Below are 17,570 nucleotides of genomic sequence, written 5' to 3'. Positions count from 1 at the left end.
GCTTATGCTGCCGGTTCCCGCCCGTCGGGCTCACGAACCGGGGCCGGTGTCGTGGCTTCGTCCGGCTTCGCCGCGGCCGCCGCAGGGGGAGGCGATTCGGCGGCGGTATCGCGGCCATCGCCCACCACCACCCAGTGGTGGGCCGGGCGCCCCATCGAGCGACGCTCGAATCCCTCGACCACCCGTGCTGCAGTCACCACTGCGGCCAGGCCGAGAAGGTACGCCACCACCGTCGCCACCATGTTGTTGGCAATGTCCTGGGCCCCGTCGGCCCAACTGGTGGCGGTGGCGAAGATCGCGACGGCGGTGCTAGCCGCCCACACCGCCCACCACACCACGATGGGTCTGCGCAGCCGGTCCAGGCGGCCCTCCCACTTGGCCAGCTCCATGACAAAGACCGGCGCCCAGGCCAGGTTGACCACCGGCACCAGGCACCCAGCCCACACCGCCCAAGCCGGGCGCGTCTCGGGCAGATGCAATCGGGCGAAGGTCACCGAACGACGGGCGAGCAGCCACCTGGTCAGCACCACGGCACAGGTGACCACCGCCGCGATCGCGGCCAGTCCGGCCAGCCGGCCCAGCCACACCGCGCCGCCGGCAACCAGGGGATTCAGCAGCATGGTGCGATTGACGATCATCAATACATAGATCAAGACGTGCACCAGGGCCGCCACGCCCAGCGCGGCGATCGCGGCCGCGAGCGTCTTCTCCAGCGAGCGCGCCGTGGGCGCCACCCGCTCCCCCGTTTTCGACTGTGCCGCAGCGCGAATCGGGCCGCCCATCAGAGTCCAGCGGGGCATCACCGAGTAACGCGGGGTGGGTCCGAGCGGACGCCGGGCAGGCGCCTGCGGCGGCGGCGGGCCGGGCCGTACTGCGATCCAGCGGTAACCGGGTCCCAGCCGCGGCGGCGCTTCCCCGGCTGGTGGCGGCGGCGCAGGGGGCCCGGGTTGGGTCCACTGCAGCTCGGCTTCTTGCTCGGGTGTCAACGGCGCCCACAGCGCACCGTTGCAGCGTGGGCACCAGGCCCGCTGGCGGTCGCGCACGTTCCACCGCGTGTTGCAGCGGGAACACACCTGGATCACGGCACCAGCCTAGCGGCGACCGCAAGGTCGGCGGAGCCGACCGCAGTCGGGTCGACGCCATCAACACCGCGGCGACCGCAAGGTCGGCGGAGCGACGGCCAGCGCCGGCGGGAATTGCGGGCGAAGACGTTCCTTGCCGCCCGCCTGGGCTCCGACAGCTACCAACAGCTATCCACAGTTTCCACAGGTTTATCCACACACCCATCGACAGCCACACGCGGCGTGATGTGCTTCTTATATACCGAAAGACGCATTGGTTGTGGATAACGCAGCGTCGTCGAAGCGAACCGATTAACAGCGCCGAGCGAAATCGCTTGATCGGCTAAGCAGCCGTGCGCTGCAGCGATCAGCGATATCAAATCCCGCCGGAACGCATCCGTGCAGGTAAGTCGGGTTATCGCATCGAATTTTTCCACTGGGCGCACAAAGCGCTATGATCGCCGTCACAGAACTGATGTGATGCGCCTCACGGGGGTGGGCGCGCGGTGAAGTTGGGGGCACAGGGATGTTGAGGGCAGGGGAATGACGGCACGCCCGATCGGACCCGGATCCGTCGCAACAGCGACGGGCTGGCATGCGGGATCGTCCACCTACAAGCGCGCCTATCTGCTGGCGTCATTGCGCGCGGGAGTGATTGCACTGGTGCTGCTGTCATTCCTGCTTGCGCTCGTCCTGACCTGAACCTCAGCCCGAGCATTGTGGTCGGCGGGCGCGGTGCGTCAGCTCGACCCGTTGTTGCGGTACACCCAGTGTTGGAGCAATGTGGGTGAAGGTGGCCCGATCACACCGCGACCGTGCTGGCAGTGGGGTGCCGCTAGACCGTCAACGCCTCTCGACAATGATCAACGGTGATCGACACCGGATCAGTACTGACCGAAGGAAGGAACCCCGTGGCCGACTACACCTTGCCGGACCTGGACTGGGATTACGGAGCTCTTGAGCCGCACATCTCGGGTCAGATCAACGAACTGCACCACAGCAAGCACCACGCCGCCTACGTGGCCGGCGCCAACTCCGCACTGGAGAAGCTCGCGGACGCTCGGGCCAACGACGACCACGGCGCGATCTTCTTGAACGAGAAGAACCTGGCGTTCCACCTCGGCGGGCACGTCAACCACTCGATCTGGTGGAAGAACCTGTCCCCCAACGGTGGTGACAAGCCGACGGGCGAACTGGCCGCGGCCATCGACGACGCGTTCGGCTCGTTCGACAAGTTCCGGGCGCAGTTCACCGCGGCCGCCAACGGCCTGCAGGGTTCGGGCTGGGCGGTGCTCGGCTACGACACCCTCGGCGGGAAACTGCTGACCTTCCAGCTCTACGACCAGCAGGCCAACGTCCCGCTGGGCATCATCCCGCTGCTGCAGGTCGACATGTGGGAGCACGCCTTCTACCTGCAGTACAAGAACGTCAAGGCGGACTACGTCAAGGCGTTCTGGAACGTGGTCAACTGGGCCGATGTGCAGTCGCGTTTCGCGGCCGCCACCTCGAAGACGTCGGGGCTGATCTTCTAGCCGCACTGCCGGCACGAGTGGGGCGTCGCGCCATTGGCGTGGCGCCCCACTTGGTTTTATGCGGCGGTTCCAGCTTCGCCTCTGCTCCGTCGAGCCTCGCTAAACCGCCGGGTTTTCACCGTTTCGTTATCTACCGCCCCGCCGTGTCACCTTGAATCCGCCGTGTGGGTGCCGCATGCTGCCAGACAACCCACCCGCTGAAATGCGAGCAGGCGAATCAGCCAAGAAGCCAAAGTGTCGCGGAGGGTGCGCGATGGAGACGACAGGGTCCGGCCGGGCGATCGAAGTCGCCCCGTTTCATTCCCGTGGCGAGCTGCACGGATTCGTGGTCTTCGGCCGCTGGCCCGAGTCGACCAAGGAATGGGCCCAGCTGCTCAGCATCGCGGTTCGTGTCGCTTCGATGCCCGGATTGCTGCCCACCACAACGGTGTTCGGCACACACGAGGAACTCCCCGACAACCCGGGGCCGGGCACTGTCGGATTGCTGCTGGCCGAGGGCACCGTGACCGGCGAATCGGCGATCGCACCGGGGTACTTCGCCGGCCGCCAACCCTCTGCACTGCTGATGCTGCACCCGCCCTCGGAGACCATTCCCTCACTGCCTGAATGCCGGGGCGCGGCGTCCGGATGCGTATTGCTGCCCGGCCTGCCCTACTTGGGACTGGAGCACCGGGCCGCCTGGGTGGAAGCCGAATCCGACGGCACCGTGACTTCGATGGTGAGCCGGGTGGGCGTCGACCCGGTCAGCCATCCCGACACGGCGATTCTGGCCATGCTGCTTGCCGCGTAAGGGAATTCGTCCCGGGTTGTCCTGTTCCCGGATCATCGAATTCGGCCCACCGAAATTCCCTGCCGGCTGGCGGCCGGGCCGGGGAGTCACTAGCCTCGGCAGCGACGAAAGGGCGTCCCGCATGCTTGCCGCCATGCTGATCAGCCTGGGCGTGGTCTTCCTCGCTGAACTCGGCGACAAGTCGCAGCTGATAACCATGACCTATGCGTTGCGGCATCGCTGGTGGGTTGTTCTCGGCGGGGTGGCCATCGCGGCGTTCGCCATCCATGGCATCTCGGTGACGGTGGGGCATTTCCTCGGGCTGACGTTGCCCGCCCGTCCGATCGCCGCCGTCGCCGGCGTCGCCTTCATCGGTTTCGCGGCGTGGACATGGCGCGAGGGAACCAACTCCGGGACCGGGGAAGCCACCGTCCGCGAGCCGCGATTCGCGCTGTTCGCGGTGGTGTCCTCGGTGCTGTTGGCCGAGCTCGGCGACAAGACGATGCTGGCGACGGTCGCGCTGGCCAGTGACCGCAACTGGCTGGGTGTATGGCTTGGCGCGACGATCGGGATGGTGCTGGCCGACGCGGTGGCGATCGCGGCCGGGACGGTGCTGCACCGCCGGCTGCCCGAACACCTGCTGCATGCCGCGGCCGCTCTGCTCTTCCTGGCGTGCGGCCTGTGGATCCTCTTCGATGAGGCGCTGGGCTGGCGGCCGGTGGCCATCGCCTCGGTCGCCGGATTGGTGTCGGTGGCGGCGGGATCAGCGCTGTGGCGGGCTTCGCTCCGGTGTTCCGGCCAGACCGCCGGAGACGATTCCGCCACGCGTTAGCAAAGCCCGCCGAAAGCTCAGTGCACGGTTCAAACTTCACTTCACCGGAGGTGCTTCCAGAGGCGAGGACCAGCAGAGGAGTATTGGTGGAATTCCTCGCTCACCGATGACGACGCAATTGTGTTGGCGCGTCACGAGAATCCGGCCGCAGTGGCCTCTCCGGCCGGCCGAATGAACTGCACCAAGCCCGATCTCATGCATCAAGATCGAATTCGCTACGGAAACACCCTTGGTTGTGTCGGTAACTATCGCTACGATGATCAGCAAATCATCAGGCGCTACCGCATGCCCCCTCGCGGAGCGCCTGTCGACCGCCTGCCTACCCCCCTGGAGGTCCTATCGATGAGCGCGACGTTCGCTGTCCGCTTGAATCGCCTTTTCGATGTGGTGTATCCACCCGGCCGCGGACCGCATACGTCCGCCGAGGTAATCGCGGCACTCAAAGCTGAGGGCGTCACGATGTCGGCCCCCTATCTCTCCCAGTTGCGCTCGGGTAACCGGACGAACCCGTCCACCGCCACCATGGCAGCACTGGCCAACTTCTTCCGGATCAAGCCGGGGTTCTTCACCGACGACGACTACTACGCCAAGCTCGATGCCGAGTTGTCGTGGCTGGACAGCATCCGCGATGCCGGGGTGCGCCGCATCGCAACCCAGGCCGTCGGGCTCTCGCCCGAGGCGCAGGAGGACGTCCTGGCCCGCATTGATGAGCTCCGCCGCAAGGAGCACCTCAGCGCCTGAGGCGCCGGCGCCGCGATTAGGGTGGCTTGATCGGTTCCAGCGAGACACCGGGGAGGCGGCCGCGATGGGCCTGTTCAGAAAACGCAAGAGCCGCGCGACCCGGCGCGCCGAAGCGCGGGCGCTGAAGGCCGGCGCCAGGCTCGAGGCGCGGCTGGCCGCCAAGGGCGAGGCGAAACGTTTCAAGGCCACCCAGCGCGCGGAAGCTCGTGCGCTCAATGCCCAGATCAAGTCGGACCGCAACCGCGATCGCACCGCGCGCAAGGCGGCCGAAAGCCAACTCAAAGCCGCTCGCGACGGCCGGCTGCTGTCTCCGGCGCGCGTCCGCCGGACGCTGGTCGTCACCCGAATGCTGGCTCCGGTCGTGGTGCCGCTGGTGTACCGCGCCGCGATGGCGGTACGCGGCCTGATCGACGAGCAGCGCGCCGCCCGGCTCGGGGTGCCGCTGGCCCGCATCGGCGAATACTCCGGCAACGGAGCACGGCTCTCGGCACGGATCGCCGGTGCGGAGAAGACCCTGCGCCTGGTGCAGGACCGCAAGCCCAAGGACTCCGAGACCAAGCAGTTCGTCGCGGCGATCACCGAACGGCTGTCGGACCTGTCGACGGCCGTCACCGCCATCGAGACCATGCCGGGCGAGCGGCGCCGAGTCGCCTCCGCCTCGATCAGTGACCAGCTCGACGGGATCGACGCCGATCTGATGGCCCGGCTGGGGCTGCCGTCATGAGCGCGCGGACACGGGCCCTGGCGCTGGCCGCGGCGATCACCGCGGGTTCCTTCGCCGGGGCCACGCCGGCCTGGGCACATGTGCACGCCAGCAGCCCCGGCGCGGTCCGGGGCAACTTCGCGATGGTCACCTTCGAGGTTCCCAACGAGTCGCCGACCGGTTCTGCCACAACGGAACTCACCGTGACACTGCCCGACGTGGCCGCGGCGCGCACCGAGACCAAGCCGGGCTGGACCGCTCGACTGGACCGCGACGCCAAGACCGGCGTGGTGCGGTCGGTCACCTGGACCGCGGCGCCGGGCGCCGGCATCGGTGCCGACCAGTTCGGGCTGTTCCAGATCAAGATGAAACTTCCCGACACCGAGACCGTGGACTTCCCCTCGGCACAGGGCTACGCCGACGGGACCGTGGTGCGCTGGGACCAGCCCCCGCCGCCCGGCGGCGGTGAGGCGGAGCACCCGGTGCCCTCGCTACACCTGGCGAAGGGGCCGGCGCAGCCACCCGAACACCATGCGCACCACCCGGCGCCGTCGGTCTCCGCCGCACCGGCACCGACCGACCAATCGCAGGCCGGTGAGCACCCGGGCGGGCACGCCGACAACCCGGCCCGGCTGCTCGGGGGCGCCGCGCTGCTGGTCGCTGTGCTAGCCGCCACGATCGCGCTGGGTAGGCGGCGAGCGTGAGCCGGGCGCTGCGCGGCGCACTGGCGGGAGTGTTCCTGTTGGGGATGTTGTTCGCCGCAACCGGGGTAGCCGCCGCGCACGCCGTGCTGGTGTCAACAGACCCGGCCCGGGACGCGCAGCTTTCGCGTGGGCCAGAGCGCGTCAGCGCCACCTTCAACGAGCAACTGCAGTCCGACTTCGCCGCCATGACGGTAGTGGGGCCCGACGGGCACCTGTGGTCCACCGGGGACACCCGGGTAGACGGCGCGGTGGCCAGCGTCGCGGTGCGTCCACTGGGGCCCACCGGCACCTACACCGTCCACTATCGGGTCACCTCCGCAGACGGACATGTGGTGTCCGGTTCCTGGCCCTTCGAGCTCACGGTGGCCGGTACCGGGGAGCCGGGCCCCGCGGTGACCGACCGCAATGAGACGGCACCCGCCGTTCCGCGCCGCTACGCCGACCCCCAGGGTGACCTGCCGATTTGGCCCTTCGTGGTCGGCGCGGCGGCACTTGTCGGGGTCGGCCTGTGGTTCAACCGGCCGCGATCCTGACTTTCGGCCAGCGGTCGCCGCTGGCAGATGCTGGCATGATGGGAACGTTGCCGGTGTCGCCGAGTTGATCTGAGACGAAAAGCCGCAGAGGAGCTGCCGTATGACCGAACCGCAAGGCCAGCCCGACCACGAACCCGCCGCTGCGCCCGAGCCGGTTGCTCCGGCTGGAGCTGACCTGCCGGCTGACCCGCCCGGTCCGGCGCCGCAGAAGACTCCCGCAAAGAAGGCACCCGCCAAAAAGGCGCCGGCGAAGAAGGCGGTCGCCAAGAAGGCTCCGGCCAAGGCCGCTAAAAAGGCACCCGCCAAAAAGGCGCCTGCCAAGAGTGCACCCGCGGCGCCTGCCACCCCCGCCGCGGCCCCCACGCCGCCCGCGGTTGCCGCCAACGGCTCGGGCCAACTCACTGAGCGCGCCAAAGAAGCGGCTGCCCAGGCGAAGTCCACGGTGGACACGGCCCGCAATCCGCTGACCCCGTCGGTGTCGCCGGCACGACGTTCGCCCGGCCCGCTGCTGGCTGCCGGAATCCTCGGTGTGTTCGCACTGTTGCTGCTTCGCCGGCTGCGGCGCGCGCGCCGAGGCTGACCGGCGGTGACGGCTCGCTTCCGGCCCACCGCCGACCTGGTCGACGAGATCGGCCCCGACGTACGCAGCTGCGACGTTCAGTTCCGCCAACTCGGCGGCCGCACGGAGTTCGCCGGCCGGATCAGCACCGTGCGCTGCTTCCAGGACAACGCGCTGCTCAAATCGGTGCTCTCCGAACCGGGCGACGGCGGGGTGCTGGTGATCGACGGCGGCGGCTCGCTGCACACCGCGCTGGTCGGTGACGTCATCGCCGAACTGGCCCGCAGCAACGGCTGGGCCGGGCTGATCGTGCACGGCGCGGTGCGCGACGCCTCGACCCTGCGCACCCTCGACATCGGCATCAAGGCGCTGGGCACCAATCCCCGCAAGAGCACCAAGACCGGTGCCGGCGAACGCGACGTCGTCGTCGAGTTCGGCGGCATCGCCTTCGTGCCCGGCGCAACCGCCCACAGCGACGACGACGGCATCGTCGTCGTCTAGGACCGGCACACCGATGGACGCCACCTTGCGGGCGCGCTGGGAACAGCTCCGCGCGCGCGTCGACGACGCGTGCCGGGCGGCAGGGCGTTCGCCGGATGAGGTCGATGTGCTGGCGGTGAGCAAGACCTTCGGTCCCGAGCTGATCCGAGAGGCCGTCGAGCTGGGCTTGCACCGGTTCGGCGAGAACAAGGTCCAAGAGATCAAGGATAAGGCAGGGCCACTGTCCGACTGCGGAATCGACTGGGTGATGATCGGGCACCTGCAGACGAACAAGGCCGGCGTAGTGGCGCGGCTGGCCGCCGAGGTGCAGTCCCTGGACCGGCCCAAGCTGGCCGTGGCGCTGGACCGTCACCTGCGCGCCTCCGGCCGCGTCATCGACGTGCTGGTGCAGGTCAAGACCTCCGACGAGCCCAGCAAGTACGGTCTGGATCCCGACCAACTGCTGCCGTTCCTCGACGAGCTGGCCGGCTACTCCAACATGCGGGTCCGCGGCTTGATGACGCTGGCCATCAATACCGACGACCCCGAGACCGTCCGCGGCTGCTTCCGCCGGTTGCGCCGGCTACGCGATAGCGCCGCCGGACAAGGCCACGACCTGCCGCGGTTGTCGATGGGAATGAGCGGCGACTTCGCGCTGGCGATCGCCGAGGGCGCTACCGAGGTGCGGATCGGGACCGCGCTGTTCGGGTCCCGACCCTACCCCGACTCCTACTACTGGCCAGAGTCCAGCTAGACGCTCACCGGCGCGCGGTGCTTGCTGAACTTCAGCGACTTCTCGTCCACCTTGCCGTGCCGGATCAGCCGCAGGTCCAGCAGATAGTTCTGCTTGAGCCGCCACGGGGCCTCCGACCCGGACCGCGGCAGGTCGTCCATGGCCCGGCGGAAGTAGCCGGGGCTGAAGTCCATGAACGGCTCTTCCTTCACCGCGGCACCGGGGTGCTGGGCCTCGACCCGGTCGAAACCGTTGTCATCCATGTAGTTGAGCACCCGGCAGACGAACTCCGACACCAGGTCGGCCTTGAGCGTCCACGACGCATTGGTGTAGCCAAAGGTCACCGCGGCGTTGGGCACGCCGGAGAACATCAAGCCCTTGTAGGTCATCGCCTTGGGCAGATCGATCGGCTCGCCGTTGCGCAGCAGCGACGCCCCACCCAGCAGCTGCATGTTCAGGCCGGTCGCGGTGATGATGATGTCGGCCTCGAGTTCCTGGCCGGAGTTCAGCCGGATCCCGGTCTTGGTGAACGTGTCGATGGTGTCGGTGACGACGTCCGCCTTGCCGCTGCGGATGGTCTTGAACAGATCGCCGTTGGGCGCCAAGCACAGCCGCTCGTCCCACGGGTTGTATCGCGGCCCGAAGTGCTTCTGCACGTCGAAGCCTTCCGGCAGCCGGTGCTTGGCCATCGTCATCAGCGTCTTGCGCATGTACTTCGGGAACTTCCGCGCCAGCTGGTACTGGAGCGTGCTGAAGCCGATCGCCTTCCAGCGGTTGGCGAAGTGCGCCGCTTTGGTCGGCAGGAACCGGTTTGCCTGCACCGCGAACGGGTCGACCAGGGGCAGCGCGCCAATGTAGGTCGGTGAACGCTGCAGCATCGTCACATGTCCGGCTCCGGAATTGGCCAACGCGGGAATCAACGTCACCGCGGTGGCGCCGCTGCCGATCACCACGATCTTCTTGCCGGCGTAGTCCAGGTCCTCCGGCCAGTGCTGCGGGTGCACGATGGTCCCGGCGAAGTCCGCGGCGCCGGGGAACTCCGGCGAGTAGCCCTCGGCGTAGTTGTAGTAGCCACTGCACGCGAAGACGAATGACGCGGTGATCTGCTCCTGCTTGCCGTCGTTGTCGACGGTGACCGTCCACTGGTTGTCGGCGTCCGACCAGTCAGCCGAAACGACCCGGTGGCGGTACCGGATGTGCTTGTCGATGCCGTTCTCGGTGGCGGCTTCGTTGATGTAGTTCCAGATGTCTGCGCCTTCGGCGATCGAGTGCGCCGACCGCCATGGCTTGAACCGGAAGCCCAGGGTGAACATGTCGGAGTCCGAGCGGATGCCGGGGTACTTGAACAGGTCCCAGGTGCCGCCGAGGTTGTCCCGGCTTTCCAGGATCGCGTAGCTCTTGTTCGGGCAGCGGTCCTGCAGGTGCCAGGCCGCGCTGATGCCGGAGATGCCGGCGCCGACGATCACAACATCGAGGTGTTCAGTCATGGCGCCACGCTATCAACGGCGTGTTGAGTCAGTCAACACCCTGTTGATTAACTCGACATCGTGTAAAGTAGCCGCCATGGCCAGCCCGAATGCGACCCGTCATGGACGCCGTGGGACGCGGCCGTCCGGCGACGATCGCGAGCAGGCGATCTTGGCAACTGCCGAACGGCTGCTGGAGGAACGCCCGCTGGGCGAGATCTCCGTCGACGACCTGGCCAAAGGCGCCGGAATCTCGCGACCCACGTTCTACTTCTATTTCAAGTCGAAGGACGCGGTGCTGCTCTCGCTGCTGGAGCCGCTCATCGCGGCGGCCGACTCCGAGTTCGTCGGAGCGGTGCAACGTCTGCCGACCGACCCGCGCCGGATCTGGCGCAACGGCATCAAAGCGTTCTTCGTCGCGTTCAGCTCGCACCGGGCGATCGCCCGGGCCGGCACAGAGGCGCTGGCCACCAGCCCGGAGTTCCGGGCGACGTGGAACGCCTTCATGCAGAAATGGATCCACCAGACCGCCGCGATGATCACCGCCGAACGCGACCGCGGCGCGGCACCGACAACCATCGACGCTCTGAATCTCGCGACGTCACTGAATCAGATGAACGAGCGGACCATGATGGCCGCGTTGATGGCCGAGCAGCCGTCAGTGCCGCACGATCAGGTGGTCGAAACGCTGACCCACGTCTGGGTCAGCAGCATCTACGGCCAGGCGTCCTGACGCCGACGGGAACCAGGCGCGTTCAGAAGCCGCCGACGCCGAACCCGGCCAGCAACACCGCAAAGCCGCCAACTTCGCCGATGATCAGCAGCACCATGCCGACGTGCAGACGCCACCCGAGGTGCTCGAACTGATTAGTGGTGTCGCGCAAGGCGCCGTGCAGCATGTAACTGCCGATCGCGACGACGAAGAAGAACACGATGACCATCGCCGCGACCATGTTCACCCAGGTCGGCCAGGCGCTGAGCTCTACGAACACCGCCACCAGCATGGTCGCGAAGGAGTACATCAGCGCCGCTCGATGGGCGATGTCAACGTAGACGTGGGCCTGGCGATTCTCCGAGGTAGCGATCTGTTGGTACTTCCACACACCCAACAACAGCGCGAGCAGAAAGATCAGGCCCGCCGACAACAACGTCACCTTGGTGTCGATGTCCAGATTCATGACCACCGGGTGAGCCTACTTCCCGCCACCCGAGTTTGCGGCTCCGCAGGCCTTCCGATCGCCGCTGGACTCACGGCCCTCGACCCGCCGCTAAGCTCGGCTGGATGCGCTTCGCGTTCAAGACCTCACCGCAGAACACCACCTGGGCTGACATGCTGGCCGTCTGGCGAGCCGCGGACGACATCGACGTCTACGAGTCCGGCTGGACCTTCGACCACTTCTACCCGATCTTCTCCGATCCGACCGGGCCGTGCCTGGAGGGTTGGACCACCCTGACGGCGCTGGCCCAGGCCACCGCTCGGTTGCGCGTGGGCACCTTGGTGACCGGCATCCATTACCGTCACCCCGCCGTACTGGCCAATATGGCCGCCGCCCTCGACATCATCTCCGGCGGACGGTTGGAGCTGGGGATCGGCGCGGGCTGGAACGAAGAGGAGTCGGGGGCCTACGGCATCGAGTTGGGCAGCATCCGCGAGCGCTTCGACCGCTTCGAGGAGGCCTGCCAGGTCCTCATCAGCCTGTTGAGCACCGACACCACCACCTTTTCCGGCACCTACTACCAACTCACCGACGCCCGCAACGAGCCCAAGGGCCCGCAGCGGCCACACCCACCGATCTGCATCGGCGGCAACGGCGAGAAGCGCACGCTGAAGATCGCCGCGAAATATGCCCAACATTGGAATTTCGTCGGCGGCACTCCCGCCGAGTTCGCCCGCAAGCGGGACGTGCTGGCCGGCCATTGCGCCGATATCGGGCGCGACCCGGAGCAGATCACCTTGTCGGCGCACCTGCGTTTGCAGCCGGATCTCGATTACGGGCGAGTGATCGAGGACGCCGCAGCACTCGGCTCCGAGGGTTTGGACCTGGCGATTGTCTACCTGCCGACGCCCCACGACCCGGCGGTACTGGAACCGTTGGCGGAGGCGATCCGTGATTCCAGCCTGATGGCTCCGATTACGAATTGATAACGGTCAGCAAACTCTTCCCGGGAGCTAGCGCCGGCCGCCTCGGGTTCCTACGTCGCGAAGCGCAAGAGTTCGTCGGCGGTGACCAAGCGCTCATGCTTCGCGGGGAACTCTCGGCTCCTGCGCGGATGCCGCAGCAGTGACCAGGCCATACGGCCCATCCGGTATCGGTATATCGGGTTGATGTACACGGCGCTGACCCCCGCCCCGGCTCGGACCAGATTGGAATAATGCGGACCATGTTAACACGCCGTTAACGTGGATCACATAGCTAACCATTAGACACCCGGCACATGGCAAACAAAACACGACGCGCCGACGCCTGGGGCAGAAGTTGTTTAAGTGGCTTGTGAGGCTGTAGCGCCGATTCGCTCGGCGGCCAGGCCGCGCGCCCGGACGATCGGCGCAACGGAGCGCTCGACCTTGGAGCCGACCAGCGCGCCGTCATAGAGCAACTGGAGGTCGCCCGCGCGTTCCAGCGCGTCGGTAACACCGGCTTGAGCAAGGAGCTCCGCCAACGTCGTATGCATCCAGCGACGATGGGCAACCACCGGCTCAAGTTCGGTACCGGCGTACGCGCCGGCCGCGTTGACGTACAGGCACCCGCGGTAGCGACGCTTCTTGGCGGCCGCCGCGGCCAGATCGAAGAACAACAGGATCTGCTCGATGGGATCGTCCAGTCGAGCCGCGGCCCCGTGGTATCGCTTGCGATCAGCCTGATCCAAAGCGGTGAGGTAGGCCAGCACGAGCGCTTCCTTGGAGCCGTAGAGGCTGTAGAGGCTCGCCTTCGCCACCCCGGCTTCGGCCAGGATCCGATCGATACCCACTTCCCGAATGTCTTGTGCTGCAAAGAGTTCTGTCGCTGTCTCGAGAAGACGTTGCGCGGGCGGGACGCCACGGGTGGCCCGCGAGGCCTGATCCCGGCCCGGTCCGGTCGTGCGCGTCATGGCAGCAGATTAACCCAGTCGCCTCGATAGACAGGGTTGTCTATCGCTGGCACCGTCGTAGCCATCCGACGGCGAAAGGACAACCCCATGACCCTGTACCTCTACGAGATCGCTCCGCTGCGCCTCGACCGCTCCGACGCCGACCGCGCGATCAAGGAACTCGACGCTGTCATCCATCAAGGCGGGGGTGAACTGATCGAGGCCCAGGTGACCGGTGAGGCACACCGGATCTTCGCGATCGCGGAATTCGGCTCCTGTCAGGCGCCTTCGATCGATGCGACCACCCTGTCGGTGGCCGAGGTCAGCGGCCCACACCCGGTACGGCTGGTCGGCGCCGAGGTCGCGCAACTCAAGGCCGCCCGCCCCGCCGCCGGCTATCTCGTCGAATGGGACCTGCCCGCCGATCTGGACATGGACACCTACTTGGCCCGTAAGAAGGCCAAGTCGCCGAAGTATGCCGACGTCCCCGAGGTGACCTTCTTGCGGACCTACGTGCGCGAAGACATGGACAAGTGCCTGTGCTTCTATGACGCCCCCGACGAGACCGCGGTCCGCCGCGCTCGTGAAGCCGTCACCACTCCGATCGACCGACTGCACCGCCTGGAAGGCGAGCAGCGGTGAGCGCTCCGGTGCGCTTTGTGCACACCGCGCTGGCCGACCTCACGGCGATCGTGGCGGACCGTGCCGAGGCGCTCGACTCCGGTGGCCTCGACGTCCGCGCCGACCTGGCTCTGTTCGGGTCGGCCGGCTTCTTCGAGGCGGCATTGCGCGACGACGGTCTGCCGGAGCTGGTTTCGATGATCGAGCACACCGCGGCGGCGAGTCTGGCGGTCGGATTCTCGTTGTGGGCGCACACCATGGCGGTGACCTACTTGGCCCACGCACCGGCACCGGCACGTGCGGTCCGCCTGAAGGCGCTGAGCAGCGGTGCCCGCGCGGGAGTGACGGCGATGGCGGCCGGACTCAAGCAGGTCGCCGGCCTTGGCCCGGTTCCCCTGGTCGCCGACGGTTCCGGTGACGACCTGCGCGTCACCGGGCCGATTCACTGGGCGTCCAACGTCTTCGATGATTCCCTGATCGTGTTGCCGGCCCGCCGCCCCGATGGAGCAACCCTGGTAGCGGTGGTCGATGCGAATCATCCGGGCATCACGATCAACCCGGCTCCCGACTTGATGGCGCTGGGAGCCACCGCCTCAACCTCGCTTCGCCTCCACGATGTCCCGGTCCCCCCAGAGCAGATCCTCACCAACGACCTGGCTTCCTTCGTCAGCACCATTCGACCGACATTTCTGTTGCTGCAGACGGCCTTCTGTGTCGGAGTGGCTGCCGCCGCGATCGAGGGCGCGGGCCAAGCCGGCGGCAGGCTGGCCGAGCAGTTCGGCGCCGAGCACGCCGAACTCGGCCGACAGCTTCACGGGTTGCGCGACAAGCTGTTCACACTGACCGGCCGCTCACACGCGGCCGGCCTCGCCGACATCATCCGGCTGCGCCTGGACGCCGCGACGACCGCGGTCGACGCCACCCGGCTGGAGTCGACGTTGGCCGGCGGTGCCGGCTACGCCACCCGCAGCGCGGCCAACCGACGCTTCCGGGAAGCGGCTTTTCTCCCTATTCAATCGCCATCGGAAGGACAACTGCGGTGGGAACTGAGTCGGTACGAGTAGCCCAGGGCAGCAAGCGGTTTGGATCCGTCACGGTCCTGCGCGATATCAACTTCTCGGTCGGTGACGGTGAGTTCGTCGCGGTCCTGGGGAGCAGTGGCAGCGGCAAATCGACACTGCTGCGGGTGTTGGCCGGGCTGGAGTCACTTGACGGCGGCACCGTCACCTGGAACTCCGACGGAAACCGGCCACGCACCGGTGTGGTGTTTCAGCGACCGCTGCTGATGCCGTGGTTGAGCGTCGCCGACAATGTCGCCTACGCACGACGCTTCGCCGCCCACCGCGCGGACTTCGACCAGGCGCGTGCCACTGAGTTGATGACCCGCTTCGGTGTCGACCAGCTGGCCGACCGGTATCCCGATCAACTGTCCGGAGGTCAGGCGCAACGCGTGGCCATTCTTCGTGCGGCGGCTACCAACCCGCGGTTGCTGTTGCTCGACGAGCCTTTCAGCGCACTGGATCCCACCACCCGCACCGACTTGCAGGGCTGGCTGGCCCAGTTGGCCGCCGAGCTACGGGTGACCGTTGTGCTGGTGACGCATGATGTCGACGAGGCACTACGACTGGCCGAGCGGGTCGTGCTGCTCGGCGCCGACGGGCGGCTGCGAAGTGAGTGGTCGGTCGGCAGCACAGCTCCAGGCGATAACACCGGCCTGCGCCAGGAGATCCTCGCGCACTACGACGCCCAGCCCATCGGCGTCGCCGGGGTGCGGTCGTGACCGCACTGACCCGACGCAGGTTGCTGATCGGCGGGGCGGCAGCTGCGGCGGCCGGCGGTGCCTTCGGCATCGGTGACCTCGCCCGCAGCGCAACCGTCGGCCGCGCCGCCGACACCGGCGGCCCGCTGCGTATCGGTTACCTGCCGATCACCGACGCTGCGCCACTGTTGCTGGCGCACAGCGCGGCGTTGTACCCGGCTGGGCTGGTCAGTTCAGCCAAACCGGTGCTGTTCCGCAGCTGGGCAGCGCTGGGCGAGGCGTTCGTGACGGGCAAGGTGGATGTGGTGCATCTGCTGATGCCGATGGCGGTCCAGCTGCGCTACGCCCTGGGCGGTGGAGTTCGGGTATTGGGCTGGAATCACACCAACGGTTCGGCGCTGACCGTGGCACCGCACATCGAGGATCTGGCAGACCTGGCCGGTACCCAGGTCGCGATCCCGTTCTGGTGGTCCATCCACAACATCGTGTTGCAGCAACTGCTGCGCGCACACGGCTTGCAACCGGTGGTGCGGCGCAGCGCTTCTCGCTCGGCACGCACCGTCGAGCTGATCGTGATGAGCCCGTCGGACATGGTGCCCGCGCTGGCCAACCGCTCGATCGGCGGCTACGTCGTCGCGGACCCGTTCAACGCGGTCGCCCAGATCAAGAAGATCGGCCGGATCCACAGCTTCCTCGGCGACGTGTGGCGTGACCACGCCTGCTGCGTGCTGATCACCCGCGACGACGTGATCGCCCAGCGGCCCAACGCCATCCAACAGGTGACCGACGCCGTGGTCGGTGCGCAGCTGCTTCTGAACGACGACCGGGTAAAGGCGGCCAAAGCACTGGGCGGTGGCCACTACCTGCCGCAACCGGTGCCGGCGGTTCAGCTGGCGCTGACCTATCCCGATCCCCCGTATCCGCTGGCACATCCGGACTGGCAACCGCAACGGCTCGGCTTCACCCCGTTCCCCTTTGCCGGCTTCACCCACCGCCTCGTAGAAGCGATGGGTGAGACGGTCATCGACGGCGATCGCCGCTTCCTGGACCGATTGGACCCGGCCCGGGTGCACGCCGACCTGGTCGACGACCAGTTCGTGCGATCCGCCTTGGCACAACACGGTGGGCCGGGGGCGTTCGGCCTAGCCGCATCACTGGACCGAGAAGAACAGGTACATGCCTCATGACCACCATCGCAGTGCAGCCCAATGACCAGCCGGCCCCAGATGCCGATACGGGTGCACGGTCACTGTGGTGGCCGCGGGTGTGGCCCCCGGTCGCCAGCGTCGGCGTGGCCGTCACGCTGTGGTGGGCCGCGACTTCGGTGCTCTGCGCCCCGGCGTCGCTGCTGCGACAGACCGCACCGCAGCATGTGGTTGCGGCACTGGCGGACCTGGTCGGTCGGGGCGTACTGGTGTCCGACACCGCGGTAAGCCTCTACCGCCTGCTGATCGGTCTGCTGATCGCCGCCCTGGTCGGCATCCCGGCCGGCCTGCTCATCGGCCTGAGCCGCACCGCGGAGCGGGCGGCCGGGCCGGTGGTGGCGTTCCTGCGGATGATCTCGCCGCTGTCGTGGACCCCGATCATCGTGGCGGTGTTCGGGATCGGCAGCCAGCCGGTGATCTTCCTGATCGCCGCCGCGGCGGTCTGGCCGGTGCTGCTCGGAACGGTCGCCGGAGTGCATGCAATCGACCCGGGCTACCTGCATGTCGCGCGGTCGTTGCACGCCAGCCGGTTCGAGCAGTTGACCGCCGTGGTCCTGCCGGCGGTCCGCGTGCAGGTACAGAACGGTCTGCGACTGGCCCTGGGCATCGCCTGGGTGGTGCTGGTGCCCGCCGAAATGCTCGGCGTGCGATCAGGACTGGGGTATCAGATCCTCAACGCCCGCGACCAGCTCGCCTACGACCAGGTCGTCGCGGTGATCGCCGTGATCGGCGTCCTCGGCTACCTGCTCGACCTGGCCGCCCGCATCCTTCTCGCGCCGCGCCGGAGCGCCGCGAGCTGAATG

The 17,570-nt window shown here is 67.5% G+C and carries 22 protein-coding genes; 18 read left to right on the top strand and 4 right to left on the bottom strand.

Annotated features, from left to right (window positions below):
- Positions 1-2: 2 nt before the first annotated feature.
- A complete protein-coding gene (locus tag ACJH71_RS03590) occupies positions 3-1,082 on the bottom strand; it encodes a DUF4328 domain-containing protein (RefSeq protein ID WP_406756676.1) in 1,080 nt (359 codons plus the stop codon).
- Between the two features lie 522 nt (positions 1,083-1,604).
- On the opposite strand from ACJH71_RS03590, the gene ACJH71_RS03585 reads away from it, so the two are divergent.
- The 11 genes from ACJH71_RS03585 to ACJH71_RS03535 all read left to right on the top strand — a co-directional run bounded on the left by ACJH71_RS03585 (position 1,605) and on the right by ACJH71_RS03535 (position 8,668).
- Entirely contained in the window at positions 1,605-1,763 is a 159-nt protein-coding gene (locus tag ACJH71_RS03585) for a hypothetical protein (RefSeq protein ID WP_406756675.1), read from the top strand.
- Between the two features lie 209 nt (positions 1,764-1,972).
- Positions 1,973-2,593, top strand: coding sequence for a superoxide dismutase (locus tag ACJH71_RS03580; RefSeq protein ID WP_406756674.1), 621 nt, complete (start codon positions 1,973-1,975; stop codon positions 2,591-2,593).
- A 253-nt stretch (positions 2,594-2,846) separates the two neighbouring features.
- Positions 2,847-3,383 carry a peptidase gene (locus ACJH71_RS03575; protein ID WP_406756673.1) on the top strand — a complete coding sequence of 179 codons (537 nt, stop codon included), beginning with the start codon at positions 2,847-2,849 and terminating at the stop codon, positions 3,381-3,383.
- 121 nt (positions 3,384-3,504) lie between these two features.
- Positions 3,505-4,194 carry a TMEM165/GDT1 family protein gene (locus ACJH71_RS03570; protein WP_406756672.1) on the top strand — a complete coding sequence of 230 codons (690 nt, stop codon included), beginning with the start codon at positions 3,505-3,507 and terminating at the stop codon, positions 4,192-4,194.
- Between the two features lie 342 nt (positions 4,195-4,536).
- Positions 4,537-4,935, top strand: coding sequence for a transcriptional regulator (locus tag ACJH71_RS03565; protein WP_406756671.1), 399 nt, complete (start codon positions 4,537-4,539; stop codon positions 4,933-4,935).
- A 64-nt stretch (positions 4,936-4,999) separates the two neighbouring features.
- Positions 5,000-5,659: a DUF6474 family protein gene (locus ACJH71_RS03560; protein ID WP_406756670.1), complete on the top strand. Its 660-nt coding sequence runs from the start codon at positions 5,000-5,002 to the stop codon at positions 5,657-5,659.
- The gene (locus ACJH71_RS03555) at positions 5,656-6,342 is read left to right on the top strand and encodes a YcnI family protein (RefSeq protein ID WP_406756669.1); all 687 of its coding nucleotides are present in this window, start codon (positions 5,656-5,658) and stop codon (positions 6,340-6,342) included. The genes ACJH71_RS03560 and ACJH71_RS03555 overlap by 4 nt, the downstream gene beginning before the upstream one ends.
- Complete coding sequence (locus ACJH71_RS03550; protein ID WP_406756668.1) at positions 6,339-6,875, top strand: copper resistance protein CopC; 537 nt, start codon at positions 6,339-6,341, stop codon at positions 6,873-6,875. Before ACJH71_RS03555 ends, ACJH71_RS03550 begins: the two co-directional genes overlap by 4 nt.
- A 100-nt stretch (positions 6,876-6,975) precedes the next feature.
- The gene (locus tag ACJH71_RS03545; RefSeq protein ID WP_406756667.1) at positions 6,976-7,455 is read left to right on the top strand and encodes a nucleoid-structuring protein H-NS; all 480 of its coding nucleotides are present in this window, start codon (positions 6,976-6,978) and stop codon (positions 7,453-7,455) included.
- Between the two features lie 6 nt (positions 7,456-7,461).
- Entirely contained in the window at positions 7,462-7,935 is a 474-nt protein-coding gene (gene rraA / locus ACJH71_RS03540) for a ribonuclease E activity regulator RraA (RefSeq protein ID WP_406756666.1), read from the top strand.
- A gap of 13 nt (positions 7,936-7,948) precedes the next feature.
- Positions 7,949-8,668, top strand: a complete 720-nt coding sequence (locus ACJH71_RS03535; protein WP_406756665.1) for a YggS family pyridoxal phosphate-dependent enzyme — start codon at positions 7,949-7,951, stop codon at positions 8,666-8,668.
- Here ACJH71_RS03535 and ACJH71_RS03530 read toward each other — a convergent pair.
- Entirely contained in the window at positions 8,665-10,134 is a 1,470-nt protein-coding gene (locus ACJH71_RS03530) for a flavin-containing monooxygenase (RefSeq protein ID WP_406756664.1), read from the bottom strand. The genes ACJH71_RS03535 and ACJH71_RS03530 overlap by 4 nt on opposite strands.
- Positions 10,135-10,210: 76 nt before the next feature.
- Between ACJH71_RS03530 and ACJH71_RS03525 the strand changes: the two genes are divergently transcribed.
- A complete protein-coding gene (locus tag ACJH71_RS03525) occupies positions 10,211-10,846 on the top strand; it encodes a TetR/AcrR family transcriptional regulator (protein ID WP_406756663.1) in 636 nt (211 codons plus the stop codon).
- A 22-nt stretch (positions 10,847-10,868) separates the two neighbouring features.
- On the opposite strand, the gene ACJH71_RS03520 is transcribed toward ACJH71_RS03525, so the two are convergent.
- A complete protein-coding gene (locus ACJH71_RS03520; protein WP_406756909.1) occupies positions 10,869-11,291 on the bottom strand; it encodes a hypothetical protein in 423 nt (140 codons plus the stop codon).
- A 104-nt stretch (positions 11,292-11,395) separates the two neighbouring features.
- On the opposite strand from ACJH71_RS03520, the gene ACJH71_RS03515 reads away from it, so the two are divergent.
- A complete protein-coding gene (locus ACJH71_RS03515) occupies positions 11,396-12,256 on the top strand; it encodes an LLM class F420-dependent oxidoreductase (RefSeq protein ID WP_406756662.1) in 861 nt (286 codons plus the stop codon).
- Between the two features lie 338 nt (positions 12,257-12,594).
- Here the strand turns inward: ACJH71_RS03515 and ACJH71_RS03510 are convergent, their stop codons facing one another.
- Entirely contained in the window at positions 12,595-13,203 is a 609-nt protein-coding gene (locus ACJH71_RS03510; RefSeq protein WP_406756661.1) for a TetR/AcrR family transcriptional regulator, read from the bottom strand.
- Positions 13,204-13,290: 87 nt separating this feature from the next.
- On the opposite strand from ACJH71_RS03510, the gene ACJH71_RS03505 reads away from it, so the two are divergent.
- Genes ACJH71_RS03505 through ACJH71_RS03485 form a run of 5 tightly spaced genes read left to right on the top strand, consistent with a single transcriptional unit; the run spans position 13,291 to position 17,567 of the window.
- Positions 13,291-13,824, top strand: a complete 534-nt coding sequence (locus ACJH71_RS03505; protein ID WP_406756660.1) for a DUF4242 domain-containing protein — start codon at positions 13,291-13,293, stop codon at positions 13,822-13,824.
- Positions 13,821-14,867 carry an acyl-CoA dehydrogenase gene (locus tag ACJH71_RS03500; protein WP_406756659.1) on the top strand — a complete coding sequence of 349 codons (1,047 nt, stop codon included), beginning with the start codon at positions 13,821-13,823 and terminating at the stop codon, positions 14,865-14,867. Before ACJH71_RS03505 ends, ACJH71_RS03500 begins: the two co-directional genes overlap by 4 nt.
- Positions 14,843-15,583: an ABC transporter ATP-binding protein gene (locus ACJH71_RS03495; RefSeq protein ID WP_406756658.1), complete on the top strand. Its 741-nt coding sequence runs from the start codon at positions 14,843-14,845 to the stop codon at positions 15,581-15,583. Before ACJH71_RS03500 ends, ACJH71_RS03495 begins: the two co-directional genes overlap by 25 nt.
- Entirely contained in the window at positions 15,580-16,749 is a 1,170-nt protein-coding gene (locus tag ACJH71_RS03490; RefSeq protein WP_406756657.1) for an ABC transporter substrate-binding protein, read from the top strand. Before ACJH71_RS03495 ends, ACJH71_RS03490 begins: the two co-directional genes overlap by 4 nt.
- The gene (locus ACJH71_RS03485) at positions 16,746-17,567 is read left to right on the top strand and encodes an ABC transporter permease (RefSeq protein WP_406756656.1); all 822 of its coding nucleotides are present in this window, start codon (positions 16,746-16,748) and stop codon (positions 17,565-17,567) included. The genes ACJH71_RS03490 and ACJH71_RS03485 overlap by 4 nt, the downstream gene beginning before the upstream one ends.
- Positions 17,568-17,570: the final 3 nt, after the last annotated feature.

Source organism: Mycobacterium sp. SMC-15, from assembly GCF_045310925.1.
GTDB lineage: Bacteria > Actinomycetota > Actinomycetes > Mycobacteriales > Mycobacteriaceae > Mycobacterium.
Note: the sequence above shows the minus strand (reverse complement) of the source record. Positions and strands in the feature narration are given on the sequence as shown.

Coding starts and splice junctions, on each gene's coding strand:
- ACJH71_RS03545 (WP_406756667.1), top strand. CDS start 6,976: ATGACCGAACCGCAAGGCCAGCCCGACCACGAACCCGCCGCTGCGCCC.
- ACJH71_RS03530 (WP_406756664.1), bottom strand. CDS start 10,134: ATGACTGAACACCTCGATGTTGTGATCGTCGGCGCCGGCATCTCCGGC.
- ACJH71_RS03485 (WP_406756656.1), top strand. CDS start 16,746: ATGACCACCATCGCAGTGCAGCCCAATGACCAGCCGGCCCCAGATGCC.
- ACJH71_RS03520 (WP_406756909.1), bottom strand. CDS start 11,291: ATGAATCTGGACATCGACACCAAGGTGACGTTGTTGTCGGCGGGCCTG.
- ACJH71_RS03525 (WP_406756663.1), top strand. CDS start 10,211: ATGGCCAGCCCGAATGCGACCCGTCATGGACGCCGTGGGACGCGGCCG.
- ACJH71_RS03560 (WP_406756670.1), top strand. CDS start 5,000: ATGGGCCTGTTCAGAAAACGCAAGAGCCGCGCGACCCGGCGCGCCGAA.
- ACJH71_RS03570 (WP_406756672.1), top strand. CDS start 3,505: ATGCTTGCCGCCATGCTGATCAGCCTGGGCGTGGTCTTCCTCGCTGAA.
- ACJH71_RS03575 (WP_406756673.1), top strand. CDS start 2,847: ATGGAGACGACAGGGTCCGGCCGGGCGATCGAAGTCGCCCCGTTTCAT.
- ACJH71_RS03565 (WP_406756671.1), top strand. CDS start 4,537: ATGAGCGCGACGTTCGCTGTCCGCTTGAATCGCCTTTTCGATGTGGTG.
- ACJH71_RS03515 (WP_406756662.1), top strand. CDS start 11,396: ATGCGCTTCGCGTTCAAGACCTCACCGCAGAACACCACCTGGGCTGAC.
- ACJH71_RS03535 (WP_406756665.1), top strand. CDS start 7,949: ATGGACGCCACCTTGCGGGCGCGCTGGGAACAGCTCCGCGCGCGCGTC.
- ACJH71_RS03585 (WP_406756675.1), top strand. CDS start 1,605: ATGACGGCACGCCCGATCGGACCCGGATCCGTCGCAACAGCGACGGGC.
- ACJH71_RS03505 (WP_406756660.1), top strand. CDS start 13,291: ATGACCCTGTACCTCTACGAGATCGCTCCGCTGCGCCTCGACCGCTCC.
- ACJH71_RS03555 (WP_406756669.1), top strand. CDS start 5,656: ATGAGCGCGCGGACACGGGCCCTGGCGCTGGCCGCGGCGATCACCGCG.
- ACJH71_RS03510 (WP_406756661.1), bottom strand. CDS start 13,203: ATGACGCGCACGACCGGACCGGGCCGGGATCAGGCCTCGCGGGCCACC.